The sequence below is a fragment of the Bradyrhizobium sp. USDA 3240 genome (assembly GCF_054063295.1).
The window spans coordinates 3582444-3602465 of sequence record NZ_JBSSGD010000002.1; the positions used below are offsets into that span (position 1 = coordinate 3582444).

At 64.7% G+C, this 20022-nt stretch carries 18 protein-coding genes; 11 read left to right on the forward strand and 7 right to left on the reverse strand.

From position 1 onward, the window contains the following. Positions 1 to 109: 109 nt before the first annotated feature. The 4 genes from ACVIGA_RS17665 (at position 110) to ACVIGA_RS17680 (ending at position 5931) form a co-directional block, all read left to right on the forward strand. Positions 110 to 2620: a glycogen/starch/alpha-glucan phosphorylase gene (locus ACVIGA_RS17665; protein WP_456667347.1), complete on the forward strand. Its 2511-nt coding sequence runs from the start codon at positions 110 to 112 to the stop codon at positions 2618 to 2620. 188 nt (positions 2621 to 2808) lie between these two features. Further along, the gene (locus ACVIGA_RS17670) at positions 2809 to 3627 is read left to right on the forward strand and encodes an acyl-CoA thioesterase (RefSeq protein ID WP_456667348.1); all 819 of its coding nucleotides are present in this window, start codon (positions 2809 to 2811) and stop codon (positions 3625 to 3627) included. 190 nt (positions 3628 to 3817) lie between these two features. Beyond that, a complete protein-coding gene (rocF, locus tag ACVIGA_RS17675; protein WP_456667349.1) occupies positions 3818 to 4795 on the forward strand; it encodes an arginase in 978 nt (325 codons plus the stop codon). 203 nt (positions 4796 to 4998) lie between these two features. After that, a complete protein-coding gene (locus ACVIGA_RS17680) occupies positions 4999 to 5931 on the forward strand; it encodes an IS110 family RNA-guided transposase (RefSeq protein WP_456667350.1) in 933 nt (310 codons plus the stop codon). Positions 5932 to 6134: 203 nt separating this feature from the next. Here the strand turns inward: ACVIGA_RS17680 and ACVIGA_RS17685 are convergent, their stop codons facing one another. From ACVIGA_RS17685 to ACVIGA_RS17700, 4 genes are all read right to left on the reverse strand, one after another. Beyond that, the gene (locus ACVIGA_RS17685) at positions 6135 to 7751 is read right to left on the reverse strand and encodes a phosphoenolpyruvate carboxykinase (protein WP_223974877.1); all 1617 of its coding nucleotides are present in this window, start codon (positions 7749 to 7751) and stop codon (positions 6135 to 6137) included. 111 nt (positions 7752 to 7862) lie between these two features. Then, positions 7863 to 8288, reverse strand: coding sequence for a hypothetical protein (locus tag ACVIGA_RS17690; RefSeq protein WP_456667351.1), 426 nt, complete (start codon positions 8286 to 8288; stop codon positions 7863 to 7865). A gap of 1 nt (position 8289) precedes the next feature. Continuing rightward, on the reverse strand, positions 8290 to 8448 hold the full coding sequence (locus ACVIGA_RS17695; protein ID WP_223974875.1) for a hypothetical protein: 159 nt from the start codon (positions 8446 to 8448) through the stop codon (positions 8290 to 8292). A gap of 200 nt (positions 8449 to 8648) precedes the next feature. Next, positions 8649 to 9383, reverse strand: a complete 735-nt coding sequence (locus tag ACVIGA_RS17700) for a HugZ family pyridoxamine 5'-phosphate oxidase (protein WP_456667352.1) — start codon at positions 9381 to 9383, stop codon at positions 8649 to 8651. A 239-nt stretch (positions 9384 to 9622) separates the two neighbouring features. On the opposite strand from ACVIGA_RS17700, the gene ACVIGA_RS17705 reads away from it, so the two are divergent. From ACVIGA_RS17705 to ACVIGA_RS17725, 5 genes are all read left to right on the forward strand, one after another. Further along, a complete protein-coding gene (locus ACVIGA_RS17705; RefSeq protein WP_016843287.1) occupies positions 9623 to 10324 on the forward strand; it encodes a response regulator transcription factor in 702 nt (233 codons plus the stop codon). A 110-nt stretch (positions 10325 to 10434) separates the two neighbouring features. Next, positions 10435 to 12243 carry a stimulus-sensing domain-containing protein gene (locus tag ACVIGA_RS17710; RefSeq protein ID WP_456667353.1) on the forward strand — a complete coding sequence of 603 codons (1809 nt, stop codon included), beginning with the start codon at positions 10435 to 10437 and terminating at the stop codon, positions 12241 to 12243. Further along, a complete protein-coding gene (locus ACVIGA_RS17715; protein WP_456667354.1) occupies positions 12240 to 12680 on the forward strand; it encodes an HPr kinase/phosphorylase in 441 nt (146 codons plus the stop codon). Before ACVIGA_RS17710 ends, ACVIGA_RS17715 begins: the two co-directional genes overlap by 4 nt. A 214-nt stretch (positions 12681 to 12894) precedes the next feature. Then, positions 12895 to 13296 (forward strand): PTS sugar transporter subunit IIA, encoded by a 402-nt coding sequence (locus ACVIGA_RS17720; RefSeq protein ID WP_021076632.1) that lies wholly within the window; start codon positions 12895 to 12897, stop codon positions 13294 to 13296. Next, positions 13293 to 13619: an HPr family phosphocarrier protein gene (locus ACVIGA_RS17725; protein WP_097676893.1), complete on the forward strand. Its 327-nt coding sequence runs from the start codon at positions 13293 to 13295 to the stop codon at positions 13617 to 13619. The genes ACVIGA_RS17720 and ACVIGA_RS17725 overlap by 4 nt, the downstream gene beginning before the upstream one ends. A gap of 135 nt (positions 13620 to 13754) precedes the next feature. Here ACVIGA_RS17725 and ACVIGA_RS17730 read toward each other — a convergent pair whose 3' ends face one another. From ACVIGA_RS17730 to ACVIGA_RS17740, 3 genes are all read right to left on the reverse strand, one after another. After that, positions 13755 to 14687, reverse strand: a complete 933-nt coding sequence (locus ACVIGA_RS17730) for an IS110 family RNA-guided transposase (protein WP_375777642.1) — start codon at positions 14685 to 14687, stop codon at positions 13755 to 13757. A gap of 213 nt (positions 14688 to 14900) precedes the next feature. Continuing rightward, positions 14901 to 16514, reverse strand: a complete 1614-nt coding sequence (locus ACVIGA_RS17735; protein WP_456667355.1) for a glycosyltransferase family 39 protein — start codon at positions 16512 to 16514, stop codon at positions 14901 to 14903. 174 nt (positions 16515 to 16688) lie between these two features. Further along, the gene (locus ACVIGA_RS17740) at positions 16689 to 17534 is read right to left on the reverse strand and encodes a M15 family metallopeptidase (protein ID WP_456667356.1); all 846 of its coding nucleotides are present in this window, start codon (positions 17532 to 17534) and stop codon (positions 16689 to 16691) included. 190 nt (positions 17535 to 17724) lie between these two features. Between ACVIGA_RS17740 and lepA the strand changes: the two genes are divergently transcribed. Continuing rightward, positions 17725 to 19536: a translation elongation factor 4 gene (lepA, locus tag ACVIGA_RS17745; protein WP_223974865.1), complete on the forward strand. Its 1812-nt coding sequence runs from the start codon at positions 17725 to 17727 to the stop codon at positions 19534 to 19536. Positions 19537 to 19636: 100 nt separating this feature from the next. Beyond that, a complete protein-coding gene (locus ACVIGA_RS17750) occupies positions 19637 to 19972 on the forward strand; it encodes a hypothetical protein (protein ID WP_223974863.1) in 336 nt (111 codons plus the stop codon). Positions 19973 to 20022 lie beyond the last annotated feature (50 nt).

The window sequence follows — 20022 nt, forward strand, 5'->3', positions numbered from 1 at the left end:
TCCGGGCGGTTTCGGTTGCCATGCAACGCGCGTATCATCGACCTGGGGCATGATCCGGACACTATGATCGCATCATGATCCGGAAATCTGAACGGCAGGATTGGGCGCTTTGCACGAACAAACAAACTACCCGGCATTGAACCAGCCGATCGATGAGCTGGCGCTGACCGAGATCAAGGGCGCGATCCTCGCCAAGCTCCGGCTTGCGATCGGCAAGGACGCTGGCATGGCGACCAGGCGCGACTGGTACAAGGCGGCGGCGCTGGCGCTGCGCGACCGCATCGTGCACCACTGGCTGACGGCCGAGAAGCAGACCTACGACGCCGGCTCCAAGCGGGTTTATTATCTCTCGCTCGAATTCCTGATCGGCCGCCTGTTCACCGACGCGCTGAACAATATGGGATTGCTGCCGCTGTTCGAGGCGGCACTCGGCGACCTCGGCGTCGATCTCTCGGACCTGCGCAAATGCGAGCCGGACGCGGCGCTCGGCAATGGCGGTCTCGGCCGGCTCGCGGCCTGCTTCATGGAGAGCATGGCGACGCTGGCGATCCCCGCGACCGGCTACGGCATCCGCTACGATTTCGGCCTGTTCCGCCAGATCATGAATCAAGGCTGGCAGCAGGAATATCCCGACGAGTGGCTCGCCTTCGGCAACCCCTGGGAATTCCAGCGGCCGGAGGTGGTCTACAACGTCCATTTCGGCGGCCATGTCGAGCATGTCGACGAGCGCGGCCGAGACCGCGCCACCTGGCATCCGGCGGAAACCGTCGAAGCGATGGCCTACGACACGCCGATCGTCGGCTGGCGCGGCCAGCACGTCAACGCGCTCCGCCTGTGGTCGGCGCACGCGCCCGATCCGCTCAAGCTCGACGTCTTCAACACCGGCGACTACGTCTCGGCCAGCGCCGAGCAGGCGCGCGCGGAAGCGATCTGCAAATTCCTCTATCCGAACGACGAGAGCGCGGCAGGCCGCGAGCTCCGGCTGCGCCAGGAATATTTCTTCGTCTCGGCCTCGTTGCAGGATCTCGTGAACCGGCATCTCGCCTCCGACGGCGGCCTGCGCAACCTCGCGCAGAAGGCGGCCGTGCAGCTCAACGACACCCATCCGAGCCTTGCGGTCACCGAGCTGATGCGCATCCTGGTCGACCTGCACAGTTTCCGCTGGGACGAGGCATGGAAGATCACCGTCGCGACGCTGTCCTACACCAATCACACCCTGCTGCCGGAAGCGCTCGAGACCTGGCCGGTCGAATTGTTCGAGCGGCTGCTGCCGCGACACCTCGAGATCATCTACCGCATCAACGTGGCGCATCTCGCGCTCGCCGAGGAACGTTTCCCCGGCGACATCGAATACCGCGCCTCGGTCTCGCTGATCGACGAGCGCAGCGGCCGCCGCGTGCGGATGGGCCAGCTCGCCTTCGTCGGCTCGCATCGCATCAACGGCGTCTCCGCGATGCATTCGGACCTGATGAAGGAGACCGTGTTCCACGACCTGCATCATCTCTATCCCCAGCGCATCACCAACAAGACCAACGGCATCACCTTCCGCCGCTGGCTGATGCTGGCCAATCCGCGGCTGACCGCGCTGTTGCGCGAGACCTGCGGCGAGGCTGTGCTCGACGACTTCTCGCTGCTCGAGCGGCTCGAGACCCATTCGAGCGACCTGGAATTCCAGAAGCGCTTCCGCGACGTCAAGCACCACAACAAGCTGGCGCTGGCGCGGCTGATCGGGGAGCGCAACCACATCAAGGTCGATCCGTCGGCGCTGTTCGACGTGCAGATCAAGCGCATCCACGAATACAAGCGGCAGCTGCTCAACATCCTGGAGACGATCGCGCTCTACCACGCGATGAAGGACGATCCGGGTGCGAACTGGGTGCCGCGGGTAAAAATCTTCGCGGGCAAGGCGGCCGCGAGCTACCGCTACGCCAAGCTGATCATCAAGCTGATCAGCGACGTCGCCGAGGTCGTCAACAATGACGCTTCGCTCGGCGGCAGGCTGAAGGTCGTCTTCCTCGCCGACTACAATGTCAGCCTCGCCGAGGTGATCATCCCGGCCGCCGATCTCTCCGAGCAGATCTCGACTGCCGGCATGGAAGCCTCCGGCACCGGCAACATGAAGCTCGCGCTGAACGGCGCGCTGACCATCGGCACGCTCGACGGCGCCAACATCGAGATCCGCGATAATGTCGGCGAGGAGAACATCGCGATCTTCGGCCTCGAGGCCGGTGACGTCATGGTCCGCCGCAAGCAGGGGCTCGATGCCAGCGACATCATCCGCAAATCGCCGCGGCTCGAGCGCGCGATCCGCGCCATCGAGAGCGGCGAGTTCTCGCCGGGTGATGCCGCGCGCTTTGCCTCGATCGGGCACGCGCTGCGCTACCTCGACCACTACATGGTCTCGGCCGATTTCGATTCCTATTACAACGCGCAACGCGGCATCGACGCCCGCTGGCAGGTGGTGCCGGCCTGGACCCGCGCCTCGATCCTCAACGTGGCGCGCATGGCATGGTTCTCCTCCGACCGCACCATCCGCGAATATGCCGAGGACATCTGGCACGTGCCGGTGCATCCGAGCGCCTCGCTGCAGCTCGGCAATCAGCGCGAGGCGAAGGGGTAATCCCGGGACGCGGAAATCGATTACGTCCGGCGTTATTGAATTCCGCGCGCCAGCCCGCGATATTGCCAGTAAAGCTCATGCCGTCATTGCGAGCGAAGCGAAGCAATCCATCGCGCCGCAGATGCGGATCAATGGATTGCTTCGTCGCTTCGCTCCTCGCAATGACGAGCAAATATTCAAGGTAATTCATGCTCACCAAGGCTCCGCACCTTTTCGATGAAGCCACCACAGTGACGGCCGGCGACAGCCGCTGGCAGGGACGGACCAGCCCGGATTACTGGGCGTTCGTCGGCCCGTTCGGCGGCTGCACCGCCGCGACGATCCTGCGCGCGCTGATGCAGCACCCGCAGCGCGCCGGCGATCCGCTGGCGCTGACGGTCAATTACTGCGCGCCGGTCGCCGAGGGCGCGTTCGATCTCGATGTCCGCCTGGTGAGAAGCAACCGCTCGAGCCAGCATTGGTCGGTCGAGATGACGCAAGGTGGCGGCGAGGTCGCGACCTTGGCGACGGCCGTGTTCGCCGAACGCCGCCCGTCCTGGTCGCACCAGCCTGCGGAATTTCCCGGCGCCGTGCCATTCGAAGAGCTGCGGCCTTATCCGAAGCTCGCGATGACCTGGGCCAACCAATATGATTTCCGCTTCGTCGAGGGCGAACCGAAGTTCGGCGGCGGCACCGCGAAGCAGCCGTCGAGCCCTTACTCCAAGCTGTGGATCGCCGACCGCGTGCCGCGCAAGCTCGATGCGCTGTCGCTGATGTCGATGTCGGACGCGTTCTTCGGCCGCGTGTTCCACGCGCGGCACGAGCTGGTGCCGTTCGGCACGGTGTCGCTGACCACCTATTTCCACGTCGACGGTGCCGACATGGATGCGGAGGACACCACCCGCGTGCTCGCCACCGCCGACGCCAAGACCTTCCACAAGAGCTATGGCGACCAGCACGGCGAATTGTGGTCGCCGTCCGGCCGCCTGCTCGCCACCACGACGCAGATCGCTTATTTCAAGGCCTAGCGCGTTTTCGAGCGAAGCCTGTCTCGCACTTGATCCGGGATGGGCACCGGTTCGCGGTGAGGAAAACGCGTCAAATCTGGACGCACAGCTCAACTATCCACATGGCCGGATTGGACCGGGTTGCCTATTTCAAGGGTTGAGGGAACAGTGGCGCGTCGCTTCTGTTCCACGCCTTTGGGAGCCCTGCCGCATGTCCGAAGCCGACAATTCCAAGCCCTCGCGCATCGCCCTGCTCGGCGTTCCCATCGAGATCGGCGCGTCGCAGCCCGGCCCGCTGATGGGCCCGGACGCGCTGCGCACCGCGGGCATCGCGCGGCTGCTTGAGCAGCTCGACTTCCACGTTGACGATCACGGCAACCTTGCGATCCCGGCTGTGGTCGCCGACGGTCCGGTGCCGGCGAACACCAAATTCTACGACGAGGTGAAGACCTGGACCCGCGCGCTGTCCGAGCGCGCCTACTGGCTGGCGCATTCCGGCGCGATCCCGATCTTCATGGGCGGCGATCATTCGCTGTCGATGGGATCGATCAACGGCGTCGCGCGCTACTGGCAGGAGAAGGGCCGGCCGCTGTTTGCGCTGTGGGTCGACGCCCATGCCGACTACAACACGCCGGCCACCACCATCACCGGCAACATGCACGGCATGTCGGCGGCCTTCCTATGCGGCGAGCCCGGCCTCGACGATTTGCTCGGCGGACTGCCGCGCGCCTCGATCCCGCCGGATCAGCTCGACCTGATCGGCACGCGCTCGGTCGATCCGCTGGAGCGCAAGCTGCTGCGGCAACGCAACGTCTCGATATCAGACATGCGCCAGATCGACGAGTTCGGCGTCGCCGTGCTCATCCGCCGCATCATCGAGCGCGTCAGGGCCAAGCACGGCGTGCTGCATGTCTCGTTCGATGTCGACTTCCTCGATCCGGACATCGCGCCCGGCGTCGGCACCACCGTGCCGGGCGGCGCGACGTATCGGGAAGCCCATCTGATCATGGAGCTGCTGCACGATTCCGGACTGGTGCGCTCGCTCGATATCGTCGAGCTCAATCCGTTCCTCGACGAACGCGGCCGCACCGCGCGCGTCGCCGTCGAATTGATCGGCAGCCTGTTCGGCCTGCAGATTACGGACAGGCAAACCCCGAGCAATGCGGTGTTGCCGGAGATAGGGGAGTAGCGGACACCTTTCGGTCCCGTCATCCTTGTAAGTCTCGAATCGCCGGATCGGATAGAGTGTCCGGTGCGGTAGCGGACGGGAGACCGCTTCATCCCAGGGCTTTGAAGCCCGATCCTCAGCGCGGCGCCCCGTCCGTTGTTCCATTGAACCCGAACAGTCGCGAGGGCCGCCTGGCGAGCCCGGTTGCGCAAGGAGGGGTGCAGATGGACGCGATCTACGTTGGCATTGATGTGTCGAAGGACCGGCTGGACGTGCATGTGCGTCCGAGCGGGGAAGCCTTTGCCGTGGCGCGTGACGGCAAAGGCTTGGAAGAGCTCGTTGCGCGCTTGCAGGTGATCTCGCCAGCGCTGATTGCGGTGGAGGCAACCGGCGGCTTCGAGACCATCGTCGCTGCTGCGCTGGCGGGCGCTCAGCTGCCGCTGGTGGTGGTCAATCCGGCCCAGATCCGGCACTTCGCGCAGGCGGTTGGTCAGCGTGCCAAGACGGACCCGATCGATGCGGCAGTCATCGCGCGGTTTGTCGAGGCCGTAAAGCCGGAGCCACGTGCCATGCCGGATCAGGAAGCCCGGCTGCTGGCTGAACTGGTCAGTCGCCGACGGCAGATCATCGAGATGATCGTTGCCGAGCGTCAGCGCGAGAAGCGGGCCGAGAATGTCCGCGTCCGCAAGAGCCTTGCCCGCCATATCAAGGTCCTCGAGAAGGAGCTGCCGGAGATCGACAACGACATCGACACGCTGGTGCGCGGCTCGCCAGTCTGGCGCGCCAAGGAGGAACTGCTGGTCAGCTTTCCTGGCGTGAGCAACACCCTCGCGCGGACCTTCCTTGCCGAGGTGCCGGAGCTCGGCGCACTCAATCGGCGCCAGATCGCGAGCCTCGCCGGTCTTGCCCCGTTCACCCGCCAGTCGGGCCGCTGGAAGGGCAAGAGCATGATCGGCGGCGGAAGAGCCAAGCTGCGCGCCGGGCTCTACATGGCCGCTCTGTCGGCCAGCCGATACCATCCGCAGCTCAAGGTCTTCTATCGGCGCCTGGTGACCGCTGGAAAGCCCAAGATGGTCGCCCTCAGCGCCGTTGCGCGCAAAGTTCTCACCACCCTCAACGCCATGCTCAGGGACAAAAAACCATGGCAACCCGCTTGACGAAGAACACAGTCGCTGAGGAGCGCCGCAGGCGCGTCTCGAAGGATGCACGGCCCGACTGATGGCCGTCGACCCTTCGAGACGCGCTTCGCGCTCCTCAGGGTGACGGATTGAGGAAGTGTCGCGCGGCGGTAGAGCGATCGGAACAAAAAAAGGCGGCCACGATGGCCGCCTTTTCAAATCGCGAGATCAGCGCGAGCGAATTACTCCGCCGCGAGCTTCACTTCCGGCGCGGCGGCGCGGACTTCGGCGTCGACCTGCGCTTCGAACTTCGCGAAGTTCTTCTGGAACATGCCGACCAGCGCACGCGCGGTCTTGTCGAAGTCGACCTTGTCGGCCCAGGTCTTGATCGGGTCGAGGATGTGCGGCTCGACGCCCGGCAGCGAGGTCGGCACCGCGAAGCCGAAATACTTGTCGGTGCGGAAGTCGGCGTTGCGGAGCGAGCCGTTCAGCGCCGCGGTGAGCAGCGCGCGGGTCACCTTGATCGGCATGCGGCGACCGGTGCCGTACTTGCCACCGGTCCAGCCGGTGTTGACCAGCCAGCAATCGACATTGTGCTTGGCGATCAATTCGCGCAGCAGATTGCCGTAGACCGACGGATCGCGCGGCAGGAACGGCGAACCGAAGCAGGTCGAGAATTCCGGCTGCGGCTCGTTGCCGAGACCACGCTCGGTGCCGGCGACCTTCGCGGTGTAGCCGGACAGGAAGTGATACATCGCCTGCGCCGGCGTCAGCTTGGCGATCGGCGGCATCACGCCGAAGGCGTCGGCGGCGAGCATCACCACATTCTTCGGATGCGGCGCGCGGCCGGTGCGTGAGGCGTTCGGAATGAAATCGAGCGGATAGGCCGAGCGGGTGTTCTCGGTCTTCGAGCCGTCGTCGAAATCAGGCACGCGATCGTTCGCGCCGAGCACGACGTTCTCCAGCACCGCGCCGAAGCGCTTGCTGGCGGCATAGATTTCCGGCTCGGCTTCGCCTGACAGCTTGATGCACTTGGCGTAGCAGCCGCCTTCGAAGTTGAAGACGCCGTCATCGCTCCAGCCATGCTCGTCGTCGCCGATCAGCGTGCGCTTGGGATCGGCCGAGAGCGTGGTCTTGCCGGTGCCGGACAGGCCGAAGAAGATCGCGGTGTCGCCATCGGGGCCGACATTGGCCGAGCAATGCATCGGCATCACACCCTTCTCGGGCAGATAGAAGTTCAGCGTGGTGAACACGCTCTTCTTCATTTCGCCGGCATAATAAGACCCGCCGATCAGGACGATCTTGCGGGCGAAATCGATCGCGACGACGTTCTCCGACTTGCAGCCGTGGCGTTTCGGATCGGCGCGGAAGCTCGGCAGATCGATGATCGTGAGTTCGGGCACGAAGCTCGCGAGCTCCGACGTCTCGGGGCGAATGAGCAGCGTGCGGATGAACAGCGAATGCCAGGCGAGCTCGGTGAAGACGCGCGTCTTGATCCGATGCGTCGGATCGGCGCCGCCGTAGAGATCCTGCGCGAACAGCGTCATGCCTTCGGCATGCTTGAGGAAGTCGGCATGCAGCGTCGCGAACTGCTCCGAGGTGATCGACTGGTTGCCAGCCCACCACATGCTCTTGTCGGTCAGCCCGTCGCGGACCGTGAACTTGTCCTTCGGGCTGCGGCCGGTGAACTCACCGGTATCGGCGCAAAGCGCGCCATCGGCCGAGAGCACCGCTTCGCCATTGCGCAACGAGTGCTCGTAGAGCTGCGGCGCACCATAGTTCCAATGCACGCCTTTGAGATTTTTTAAGCCGAATTTGTCGGCACCGAAGGCACCGTTATGCACGCCCGTCTCTTGCACGAAGAACCTCCTCGAACCCGCGTATCCTTGTTCGCGCGAATGTCGCTAATCGCGCCCCGTCGCGGTGATGACCGTCAACAGAATATAGCCTCTCGGCCCCGGTCCGGCGACCTAATAGTGGGGATCGCCGGGCTTGCCAAGCCAGTCGAACGGCTTTTGGTTTATTCCAAGGCCAGCACATCGTTGGGTGCAAATACCGCAGCGCGAAACCCTTTCGCTTTGCTTTCGCTTTCCCGTTGTTTTCGCGGCGATCGGGCGACGTTTCGTCGCCGTTCCCGCCGCCAGCAAGGCGTTGCAATGCACAAAGAGTGCCAGCGATTGGCGTATGTCCGCGCCGCGCAACGCAGCAGGCACGGGGAATGCCCGGTATGCGTTTCGCGCTGAGGATGTGTCGTTGAGATCAACCGCCGCGAGTTGACGCTGCGCTGCCGTGCCAGGCGTGTCGTCCACCATCGTGTTGCACGCGGACGGCACCACTGGGTCGGCATTGAGCTGCATGCGATTGAGCTCAACGCTCCGTCGTCCAAGCTGGATCATTTCAATCCCCGGCGACGACGAATGTTCCGCAACGCGCACTGCGTTCGGCGGCAACAAGATCACTGACCGCAACGATCGATGGTAACGCAATCACCGCGTTGGACGTGCATTCAGCGCGGTTGAACTTCGCAATCCGAACGATTTTCCAGCGCAGCAGCACCGGAAATTCTCGCAACGCGCATCGCGCATCGCGCCGATCGGCGACCATATCGGGTGGAGGTGCGAAATGATCGCGCTGTCAGAGGCGCGACGCCCGGCCTCGGCAACTGCGCGCGCGCGGAGCCGCCCCGTGCGACACCATGTCTCGTCGCGCCAGCACCGCTGCTCGAAGCGAGCCGGTCGTACTCCGCCATCCCTTGCCTATCCCTTGGCGCGCGCTTCGCCGGCGAGCCGCACCAGCATCTTGCGCAGCTCGGTGCCGTTGCTGACCCGCTCGGGGAAATCAAGCCGCAGCGTGTTGCGGTCGGCCTGCATGTCCATGCCCTCGGGGTCGCAGCCGGTGCACAGCCAGTCGGCACTTTCCGCGCCAAGCAGCCGCGTGGCGTAGAGGTTCATGGCCTCGCGGTGATCCTCGTTCATATGCGCCACCGCGCCCGCCTCGGCCTCCAGCAGCGCTTCGGCGCCACCGAGGTCGGTCAGAAACTGCGCAGGCTTGAGGTCGACAATGCGGCCGAACCCGGCAACCAGATGGGCGCTGCTCGGCCGGATCACGAAAAACGAGAAATCCTTAAATTCTACAAAGGCTTCCGCCGACGGATGAGCGCCAAGGTAGCGCCGGTGAACGAGCTCCCGCTCGGCCTCAGCAGCCTCCTCCGCCCGGCCGGCCAGCATGATCCGGGCGCCCTCCAGCGGATCGCCCTCGGCACGCTCGTCCAGCATCAGCGACACCCTGCTGTCGGCCAGGATGTTCTTCGTATGCAGCGCCAGCCGGGAAATCAGCAGGATCGGCGAGCCGTCGGGGTGGCTGGCCAGATTAACCAGCGAGCAATAGGGATCGCCGGTACCGGCCATCAGCGTGGCGAGCGCGCCCTGGCGGCTGCGGCGGAGCAGCGAGCGGGCAAGATCGGCGGGGTCAAAGTCGGCGGTCGGTTGCATGGGCCTATCAGGTCATTTTGAGGGCGAATCGAGCCGGTTCCCGTTGAAAAAATAGCCTTTTCTCACGGTCTCAGGGTGCTATATGGGGGTCCAACGCGTGGGTCGCAGAGCGTTTTGCGGAACTCGGTCACACTTCAGCCCAGCTTGCATTGCTCGTTGACCGCGTTCGAAGCCCATTTTCTACGGCGAGTCGCCAGAGTGCCCGCCGTCTAAACCACTCTCAATTGTGAAAGCAGCTCATGCCCACAATCGCCTTGGTCGACGACGACCGCAACATTCTTACGTCGGTCTCGATCGCGCTCGAAGCCGAAGGCTATCGCATCATGACCTACACGGACGGTGCGTCGGCGCTGGATGGGTTTCGCACGTCGCCGCCCGATCTCGCGATCCTGGATATCAAGATGCCGCGCATGGACGGCATGGAAACGCTGCGCCGGCTGCGCCAGAAATCCGACCTGCCGGTGATCTTCCTCACCTCGAAGGATGAAGAGATCGACGAATTGTTCGGCCTGAAGATGGGCGCCGACGACTTCATCCGGAAGCCGTTCTCCCAGCGCCTCTTGGTCGAACGCGTCAAGGCGGTGCTGCGCCGCGGCCAGCCGAAGGATCCGACCGCGGCGCCGAAGGAGCCGGACGCCCGCGCGCTCGACCGCGGCCTGCTGCGGATGGATCCGGAGCGCCACACCTGCACCTGGAAGAACGAGCCAGTGACGCTCACCGTGACCGAATTCCTGATCCTGCAGGCGCTCGCCACCCGCCCCGGCGTCGTGAAGAGCCGCAACGCGCTGATGGACGCGGCCTATGACGACCAAGTCTATGTCGACGACCGCACCATCGACAGCCACATCAAGCGGCTGCGCAAGAAGTTCAAGGTGGTCGACGACGATTTCGAGATGATCGAGACGCTGTACGGCGTCGGCTATCGCTTCAAGGAAGCCTGATCTGCGCTTCGGGAGCGGCTTGTTAACTGACAGGCTCCGCACGGCTGGGGTAAGCTCGGGCGAGGACCTGCTTCGCGGGACGACATCCATACCAACCGGCAGCTTTGCCAGTGCTTGATCGAACGCAGCTCGAGCAGGGACTGAACCCCGAGGACGCCTCACAGCTCCTCGATCAAGAGGCCGTGGCCGACGATCTGGTGCGGGACAAAGGCTGGCGCCGTCCGCTCGGCTGGGTGCGCCGCGCCGGTCAGTTCTTCTTCGCGCTGTCGTTCTCGAGCCTGACGCGCCGCATCGTCTCGCTCAACCTTGCCGGCCTCGTCGCGCTGGTCGCCAGCATCCTTTATCTCTCGCAATTCCGCGCCGGCCTGATCGAGGCGCGCACACAGAGCCTTCTGGTCTATGCCGAGATCATTTCGGAGGCGATCGCGGCGTCTGCGACCGTCGAAGGTAACACCGTCACCATCGATCCCGACCGGCTGCTCGACCTCAAGCCCGGCGAGAGTTTTGGCCAGCCCGATGAATCGGCGGATTTCCCGATCAATCCCGAGCGCGTCGCGCCGACGCTGCGCCGCCTGATCGCGCCGACCAAGACGCGGGCCCGAATCTTCGACCGCGACGGCGGCCTGATCCTCGACAGCCGCAACCTGTTCGCGCGCGGCGACGTGCTGCGCATGGAGCTGCCGCCGCCGTCGGAGAAGCCGTCGCTGTATGAGAAGACCAAGGCCACGATCAAGACCTGGCTCAACCGCGGCGACCTGCCGATCTACCGCGAGCTCGGCCCCGAAGGCGGCAAGGGCTATTCCGAAGTCGCGCAATCGCTCGAAGGCATGAAGGGCAGCGCGGTGCGCGTCACCGATCGCGGCGCGATCATCGTCTCGGTTGCCGTTCCAGTGCAGCATTTCCGCGCCGTGCGCGGCGCATTGATGCTGACCACCCAGGGCGACGACATCGACCAGCTGGTGATGTCGGAGCGCCTCGCCATCCTCAAGATCGGCGGAGTCGCATCCACCGTCATGATCATGCTGTCGCTGCTGCTGGCGAGCACGATCGCGGGCCCGGTGCGGCGGCTCGCCGAAAGCGCCGAGCGCGTCCGCAACCGCATCCAGACCCGCGTCGAGATTCCCGACTTCACCGGACGCCGCGACGAGATCGGGCATCTCTCGGGCGCGCTGCGCGACATGACCAACGCGCTCTACAGCCGCATCGAGGCAATCGAGATGTTCGCCGCCGATGTCGCCCATGAGCTGAAGAACCCGCTGACCTCGCTGCGCTCGGCGGTCGAGACGCTGCCTTTGGCGCGCAACGAGAACAGCCGCGCGCGGCTGCTCGCCGTGATCGAGCATGACGTCAGGCGGCTCGACCGCCTGATCTCCGACATTTCAGACGCGAGCCGGCTCGACGCCGAATTGCAGCGCCAGGATATGGCGCCCGTCGATCTGCGCCGGCTGCTGACCACGTTGACCAGCGTCGCCAACGAGACCCGGCTCGGCCACGACGTCGCCGTCGAAGCCCGCTTCGAGGGCCGCGGACCGACCGACACGCTCTCGGTGCCCGGCCATGATTCCCGGCTCGGCCAGGTGATCTCGAACCTGCTCTCGAACGCGCAATCGTTCTCCAAGCCGGGCGACAAGGTGCGCATCGTCTGCCGCCGCACCCGCAGCGAGATCGAGATCGTGGTCGACGATGACGGGCCCGGCATCGGCGAGGATGCGCTGGAGCGGATCTTCGAGCGCTTCTACACCGACCGGCCGCACCAGGGTTTTGGCCAGAACTCCGGCCTTGGGCTGTCGATCTCCAAGCAGATCATCGAAGCGCATGGCGGACGCATCTGGGCCGAGAACCGCACGGGCCCGGCGGACGAAGACGGCAAGCCCACCGTCGCCGGCGCTCGTTTCGTGGTCAGGCTGCCGACACTATGAGCGACAATTCAAGCGTGCACGCATCCGCCGTTCTGGTCGGCGAGCGTGCGGTGCTGATCCGCGGTCCGTCGGGCGCGGGCAAGTCGCGCCTGGCCTTCGATCTGATTCTCGCCGGACGCACCGGAGCGCTTCCGCCGGCCATTTTGGTGGGCGATGACCGTGTCCATCTCGACACAGCCGGCGAACAATTGTTGGTTCGCCCGGCACAGCAATTGGCCGGTCTGATCGAGATCCGAGGCCTCGGAATCCGCCATTGTCCGTTCGCAGGCGAGGCCGTGGTCGGCTTGATCGTCGACCTCGCCGCCGACGACGCCGAGCGGCTGCCGCCGCCCGAGGCGCTCAAGATCAGCCTTAATGGTGTTTCAATACCGCGAATTCCCGTGCCGGCCGGCTTCCAACCCCTGCCGCTGGTTGTCGCTGCGCTGACGACAACCTGAAAGTTCATCCTCCCGTAATCTTGCGGCCAATTGTGAGAAGGGAATTGGTAACCATATCACATCCACTATCGCGTCGGATTTTGCCGGCGCAGCCTCCCCTCTCTACCGCCAGGAACCGGGAGACTAGCCAAGATGCCCTCTTGCGCAGGGCCTCTGGATGGTCAAAGTGGCGCGTTCGTGCGGTGCACCAAAGGGCGCCCGCGAGGAGTTTCCGATGATTGGTCTAGTGCTGGTGACCCATGGGCGCCTTGCCGACGAGTTCCGAGCCGCGCTCGAACACGTCATGGGTCCGCAGAAACAAATTGAAGCAATTACGATCGGGGCCGAGGACGATTCCGATCTCTGTCGAAGCGACATCATCGAGGCGGTGAACCGCGTCGATAGCGGCGACGGCGTTGCGATCCTCACCGACATGTTCGGCGGCACGCCGTCGAACCTTGCGATCTCCTGCATGAGCCGCCCGAAGGTGGAAGTGCTCGCGGGCATCAATCTTCCCATGCTGGTCAAGCTCGCCAAGGTTCGCGAAGAGCGTTCGCTGCCCGACGCGATCGCGATGGCGCAGGAAGCCGGCCGCAAATACGTCACCATCGCCAGCCGCGTTCTCGCAGGCAAATGAGCGGCGCGGCCCCGGGCGAAAATCATGTCGGCCCGGGCGTGCCGGCGGGCGCCATTTCGCGCGAACTCCTGATCGTCAACAAGCGCGGCCTGCATGCGCGGGCATCGGCCAAGTTCGTCCAGCTGGTCGAGCGCTTCAACGCCGAGATCTGGGTGACGCGCGGCGGCGAAACCGTCGGCGGCACCTCGATCATGGGCCTGATGATGCTGGCCGCAGGGCCTGGCACCACGGTCGTTGTCTCCGCGAAAGGCGACGAGGCGCAGCAGGCGCTCGACGCCATCGCCGAGCTCGTCGCCAGCAAGTTCAACGAAGAAGGCACGTAAGCGCCGCTCGCGCGCCGCTACTCTCCCCGTCATCCTGAGGAGCGCGTAGCGCGTCTCGAAGGATGCACGGCCCGGCTGGTGGCCGTCGATCCTTCGAGACGCCGCTTCGCGGCTCCTCAGCGACTGTGTTCTTCGTCAAGCGGGTTGCCATGGTTTTTGGTCCCTGAGCATGGCGTTGAGGGTGGTGAGAACTTTGCGCGCGACGGCGATGAGGGCGACCATCTTGGGCTTTCCAGCGGTCACCAGGCGCCGATAGAAGACCTTGAGCTGCGGATGGTATCGGCTGGCCGACAGAGCGGCCATGTAGAGCCCGGCGCGCAGCTTGGCTCTTCCGCCGCCGATCATGCTCTTGCCCTTCCAGCGGCCCGACTGGCGGGTGAACGGGGCAAGACCGGCGAGGCTCGCGATCTGGCGCCGATTGAGTGCGCCGAGCTCCGGCACCTCGGCAAGGAAGGTCCGCGCGAGGGTGTTGCTCACGCCAGGAAAGCTGACCAGCAGTTCCTCCTTAGCGCGCCAGACTGGCGAGCCGCGCACCAGCGTGTCGATGTCGTTGTCGATCTCCGGCAGCTCCTTCTCGAGGACCTTGATATGGCGGGCAAGGCTCTTGCGGACGCGGACATTCTCGGCCCGCTTCTCGCGCTGACGCTCGGCAACGATCATCTCGATGATCTGCCGTCGGCGACTGACCAGTTCAGCCAGCAGCCGGGCTTCCTGATCCGGCATGGCACGTGGCTCCGGCTTTACGGCCTCGACAAACCGCGCGATCACTGCCGCATCGATCGGGTCCGTCTTGGCACGCTGACCAACCGCCTGCGCGAAGTGCCGGATCTGGGCCGGATTGACCACCACCAGCGGCAGCTGAGCGCCGGCCAGCGCAGCAGCGACGATGGTCTCGAAGCCGCCGGTTGCCTCCACCGCAATCAGCGCCGGCGAGATCACCTGCAAGCGCGCAACGAGCTCTTCCAAGCCTTTGCCGTCACGCGCCACGGCAAAGGCTTCCCCGCTCGGACGCACATGTACGTCCAGCCGGTCCTTCGACACATCAATGCCAACGTAGATCGCGTCCATCTGCACCCCTCCTTGCGCAACCGGGCTCGCCAGGCGGCCCTCGCGACTGTTCGGGTTCAATGGAACAACGGACGGGGCGCCGCGCTGAGGCACGGGCTTCAAAGCCCTGGGATGAAGCGGTCTCCCGTCCGCTACCGCACCGGGCACTCTATCCGATCCGGCGATTCGAGACTTACAAGGATGACGGAAAACGTCACTGACGCCGGGAAATAACTACTTCGCCGGCGGCACCAGATAGACCTTCCACATCGTCGACGGACCGGGATGGCCGTTGAAGAAGCGCATGGTGTTCATCACCATCGGCTCGGCATTCTTGGCATGCTCGGCCATCCACGCCTCGCATGGCTGCAGGAACACCGGATCGGTGGTGTCGCAGACGCCGATGAAGCCGAGACGCTTGGCTTCGTCGAGCGACGTCAGCCCCGACGACCACGCTTCACCCGGCACCAGCGAGGCCGGATGATCCGGACTGTAGAACGTCATCGGCTCGCCGATGTCGGAACGTGCGACCACCACCGCCCAGCGCGAATGGAATCGGTCCTGCCAGGTCTGGGTCAGCTCGCGCGCCAATTCGGAGCGCGCGGCGTAGGTCGAACCGCCGACACGGTTGGACGCGATCTCCTGCGTCGCGATGCTGGGCGCGGCGATCAGCGTCGCGATGGTGGCCACCAACCACACCGCCGTGATCGAGAACAGCGCCATGCGCGGGAAACGCAGCGAGGGGATCGCAACCAGCGCAAGCGGCACCAGGAAGAACAGCGGGATGCCCCAATCGGTCTTGATATAGACGGTGAACGCCAGCGCGCCGAGCGGCGGCCCGATCGCGACGATCAGCTGGATGATCCAGACGTTGAGCGCCTGCGGAAGGTTGACGGCCGGATTGGGACCGCGCGACCAGATCCGCGCCAGCACGTCCGACGGCCGCCATGGGACCGACCCCAGCAGCAGCGCCACCAGGCCCAGCACGGTCGGAATCGCGAGCAGCCCGAGATTGTGCACGATGTAGCCGATCACGAGCTGGACGTTGAGCTCGCGGCTCGACAGCGCGTAGACGTCGCCGGCATAGGTGAACGGCACGAAGTTCACCTCCTCCAGCCACACCAGATGCGGAATCATCGTCACGATCATCGTGCCGATCGCAACCCATGGCGCCGGCGAGCGCAGGAATTGCATGCGCTGCGGATGGATCAGCGCGGCAAGCCCGACGGCGCCGATCATCGTCACCACCCAGTACTTGGTCATCAGCGCCAGCATGCCGGCAAAGCCGAGCCAGAGCCCCGATTTGAAGCTGCGCTTCTCGAACGCGTTCAGATAGGCCAGCACCAGCAGCGGCAACGGCACCAGCTGCGCGAGGTCGGCGTTGTATTTGAAGCCCTTGAAATTGAAGATCGGGTAGAGCGCGAGCATCACCACCATGAAGAACGCACGGCGGCGATCGACGACACGCAGTGCGATCAGCCAGCACACCACAAGCGCGAAGCTGACGGTTGCCATCGCGAGCGCGTAGGTCGACCAGTTGGTGACGGGGAAGATCCTGAACCAGACCCCGGCGATCCAGCCCGACAGCGGCGGATGCTTGCCATAGCCGAGCAGGAAGCGCTGGCCCCAGGCATAGGCCTCTGCGACATCCATATGGACGTCCTGCGCAGCCTTGAGCTTGACCAGGATCATCGTCCACAGCACCGCGTGAACCAATGCGAAGCCGATCACGAACCACAGGCTGGTCCTGGGATCGACGGCGCGCGAGGCAATCCAGGCGGCAATCCGCCGGATCGTCAGTCTGCGGGTGGTGCGCCTTGCGGCAGGGAGAGCGGTGGCGGTCGACATGGCCTGTGCCTGAGGCATGCCCCGGAAACGTGGAAAGCGGTTTCCCGGAAGGATCATGCCGAATGGAAGCGGAAGGAGCGATGAGTGATTGCTCACCAGCATTTCATGGCGCTTTAGCGCGTTTTTGTGGCCAGTGTAATCAGCTTGGCGTGAGAATGCCTCAAGCTGGCCTGTTCACTTTGCGAGAAACTCCGGCCGGTACTCGAAATGCATGGTGTCGTAGTGGTACCACTTGCCGCCCCAGATGAAGCCGTGGCGCTCGAAGATGTCGACGATCTCGCGCGGCATCCGGTTTCTATAGGGGATGGTCCCGCTGCCCTTGCCCGCCCAAAGCCGGTAATCCGAGACCTTCAGGTTGAGGTCGATGGCGGCCGCATAGCCATGCATGCTCATCCGCCCGGTATCGGCGACGGCGCGACAAGATAGCACACCCGCGATCGGGAAGGCCGCGGCGCGCAGCGCCGGATCGAGCGCGTCGATCTCGGCGGAGACCTGCTTCAGGCGCTCGGCGACGCCGTTGACCCGCGTGACCTGAACCGGCTTGCCCCAGGACCGCGGCAGCCAGGTGATCGTCACCAGGTTCCGCCTGACCTCGGCCGTGTTGCAGTCGCCATACATCTTCTTGAAGAAGGCCTCGTTGCGGAAGCGGCCGGGATCGACATTCGCGGCCGGTGGCGCCGCCGGCCCGGACGGATAGGGCTGCCGCATCTGGTCGAGGATCGAGGCATTGCGCAGCAACTGATCGAACGGCTTGCCGGAGACGCCGTCGTCGACCGGCATCACCGTGCCGTCGCGCCAGGTGATCGTGGTGTCGTCATGGGCGGACAGCGCGTCCGGATAGGCGCGCACCAGGCGGTCGAGCAGTTCGCGTCTGTCTTGGGCATGCGCAGGTGGCGGCATCAGTGCGAGCAAGAGCGTCAGTGCGAGCAAGACATCGGCGCACGCCACCCAGCGCACAGCCGTTCGGCGTTTCCCGGCCTGATCGAACCGCGCAACATTGGCCTCTTCGATCGCGTTCATCCTCGGATTCCAGCTGTTCGGCGCATGCCAGGAGAAGCGAGGGTTTTGGGCCGAAAGACCTAGCAGAAACATGCCCGAAAATCGAACACGGCAGATCTGACTGAAACACGGCCGTGATTCGCCGTCACATCCCTGCAAAATACCGCAATATGGTTGCCCGTGCGGGGGTGCGGATGCTATCCCGCGCCCCATGACAACTGCCCCGATTTCGAACATCCGCAACTTCTCCATCGTCGCCCATATCGACCATGGCAAATCGACCCTTGCCGACCGCCTGATCCAGATGACGGGCGGCCTGACGGATCGCGAAATGGCGGGCAAGGAGCAGGTGCTCGATTCGATGGATATCGAGCGCGAGCGCGGCATCACCATCAAGGCGCAGACCGTCCGGCTGAACTACCGCGCCAAGGACGGCAAGGATTACATCTTCAATTTGATGGACACGCCCGGCCACGTCGACTTCGCCTACGAGGTCTCGCGGTCGCTGGCGGCCTGCGAGGGTTCCCTGCTCGTGGTCGACGCCAGCCAGGGCGTCGAGGCGCAGACGCTCGCCAACGTCTACCATGCGCTCGACGCCGGTCACGAGATCGTGCCGGTCCTGAACAAGGTCGACCTGCCCGCGGCCGAGCCCGAGAAGGTCAAGCAGCAGATCGAGGACGTGATCGGCATCGACGCCTCCGACGCCGTGATGATCTCGGCCAAGACCGGCCTCGGCGTGCCCGACGTGCTGGAAGCCGTCGTCACCCGCCTGCCGCCGCCGAAGGGCGACCGCGACGCGACCTTGAAGGCGCTGCTGGTCGACAGCTGGTACGACGTCTATCTCGGCGTGGTCGTGCTGATCCGCGTCGTCGACGGCGTGATGAAGAAGGGCAGCCGCATCCGCATGATGGGCACCGGCGCCGCTTACGACATCGAGCGCGTCGGCTTCTTCACGCCGAAGATGCAGCAGGTCGATGAGCTCGGCCCCGGCGAGATCGGCTTCATCACCGCGGCGATCAAGGAAGTCGCCGACACGCGCGTCGGCGACACCATCACCGACGACAAGAAGCCGGTCACGGAAATGCTGCCGGGCTTCAAGCCGGCGATCCCGGTGGTGTTCTGCGGCCTGTTCCCGGTCGACGCCGACGATTTCGAGACGCTGCGCGCGGCGATGGGCAAGCTGCGCTTGAACGACGCCAGCTTCTCCTTCGAGATGGAAACCTCCGCCGCGCTCGGCTTCGGCTTCCGCTGCGGCTTCCTCGGGCTGCTGCATCTGGAGATCATCCAGGAGCGGCTGTCGCGCGAGTTCGATCTCAATTTGATCGCGACCGCGCCGAGCGTCATCTACAAGATGAAGCTGACCGACGGCACCGAGCTCGAGATCCACAACCCGGTCGACATGCCCGACGTGGTCAAGATCGCCGAGATCGAGGAGCCGTGGATCGAGGCCACCATCCTCACCCCGGACGAATATCTCGGCAGCGTGCTGAAGTTGTGCCAGGACCGCCGCGGCGCGCAGAAGGAGCTCACTTACGTGGGCTCCCGCGCGATGGTGAAATACGATCTGCCGCTCAACGAGGTGGTGTTCGATTTCTACGATCGCCTGAAGTCGGTCTCCAAGGGCTACGCCTCGTTCGACTATCATCTGACCGACTACAAGCCGGCCGACCTGGTCAAGATGCAGATCCTGGTCAACGCCGAGCCGGTCGACGCGCTGTCGATGCTGGTGCATCGGACCCGCGCCGAGGGCCGCGGCCGCGCCATGGTCGAGAAGATGAAGGAGCTGATCCCGCCGCACATGTTCCAGATCCCGATCCAGGCGGCGATCGGCGGCAAGGTGATCGCGCGCGAAACCGTGCGCGCGCTGCGCAAGGACGTCACCGCGAAGTGCTACGGCGGCGACATCACGCGCAAGCGCAAGCTTCTGGAGAAGCAGAAGGAAGGCAAGAAGAAGATGCGGCAATTCGGCAAGGTCGACATCCCGCAGGAAGCCTTCATCGCCGCGCTCAAGGTGGATAGCTGAGGCGCCGACGCCGGCGCGCCTGTTGCTCATTCTTGTCCCAGCAACAAAACGCACCATGATTTGAATCGCCACGACGCGGCGTGCCGACTAAGCTGCCGTCATGTTGCGCATCCTGTCTCTCTCGATCGTCATCCTCGCCTTGCTGCAGCCGGACCTGAGCGCGGCCGCCTCCTCGAAGAAGCGGCACGGCAGCACCCGCTGGCATGGCTATGGCTTCCTGCCCGGCTACCGCCAGCCGCCCAACGAGACCATTCCGGTGCTCGGCCCGCGCGGCGCCGCCCGCGGCTATCCGGACTTTTCGCCGGAATATTACTATGGCGGCGATTGGCACTATTTCGGCCGGCCCGGCTTCCATGGTGGCGGGCGCTACAACGGCGGCAGCTACGGCCCGTGCTGGAGCTGGACGCCGATCGGCCGCGCCTGGAACTGCGGCTAGCCGCGCGTCGCTGCGACATCCTGCTCATGCGACGCACAATCCGCTTGATC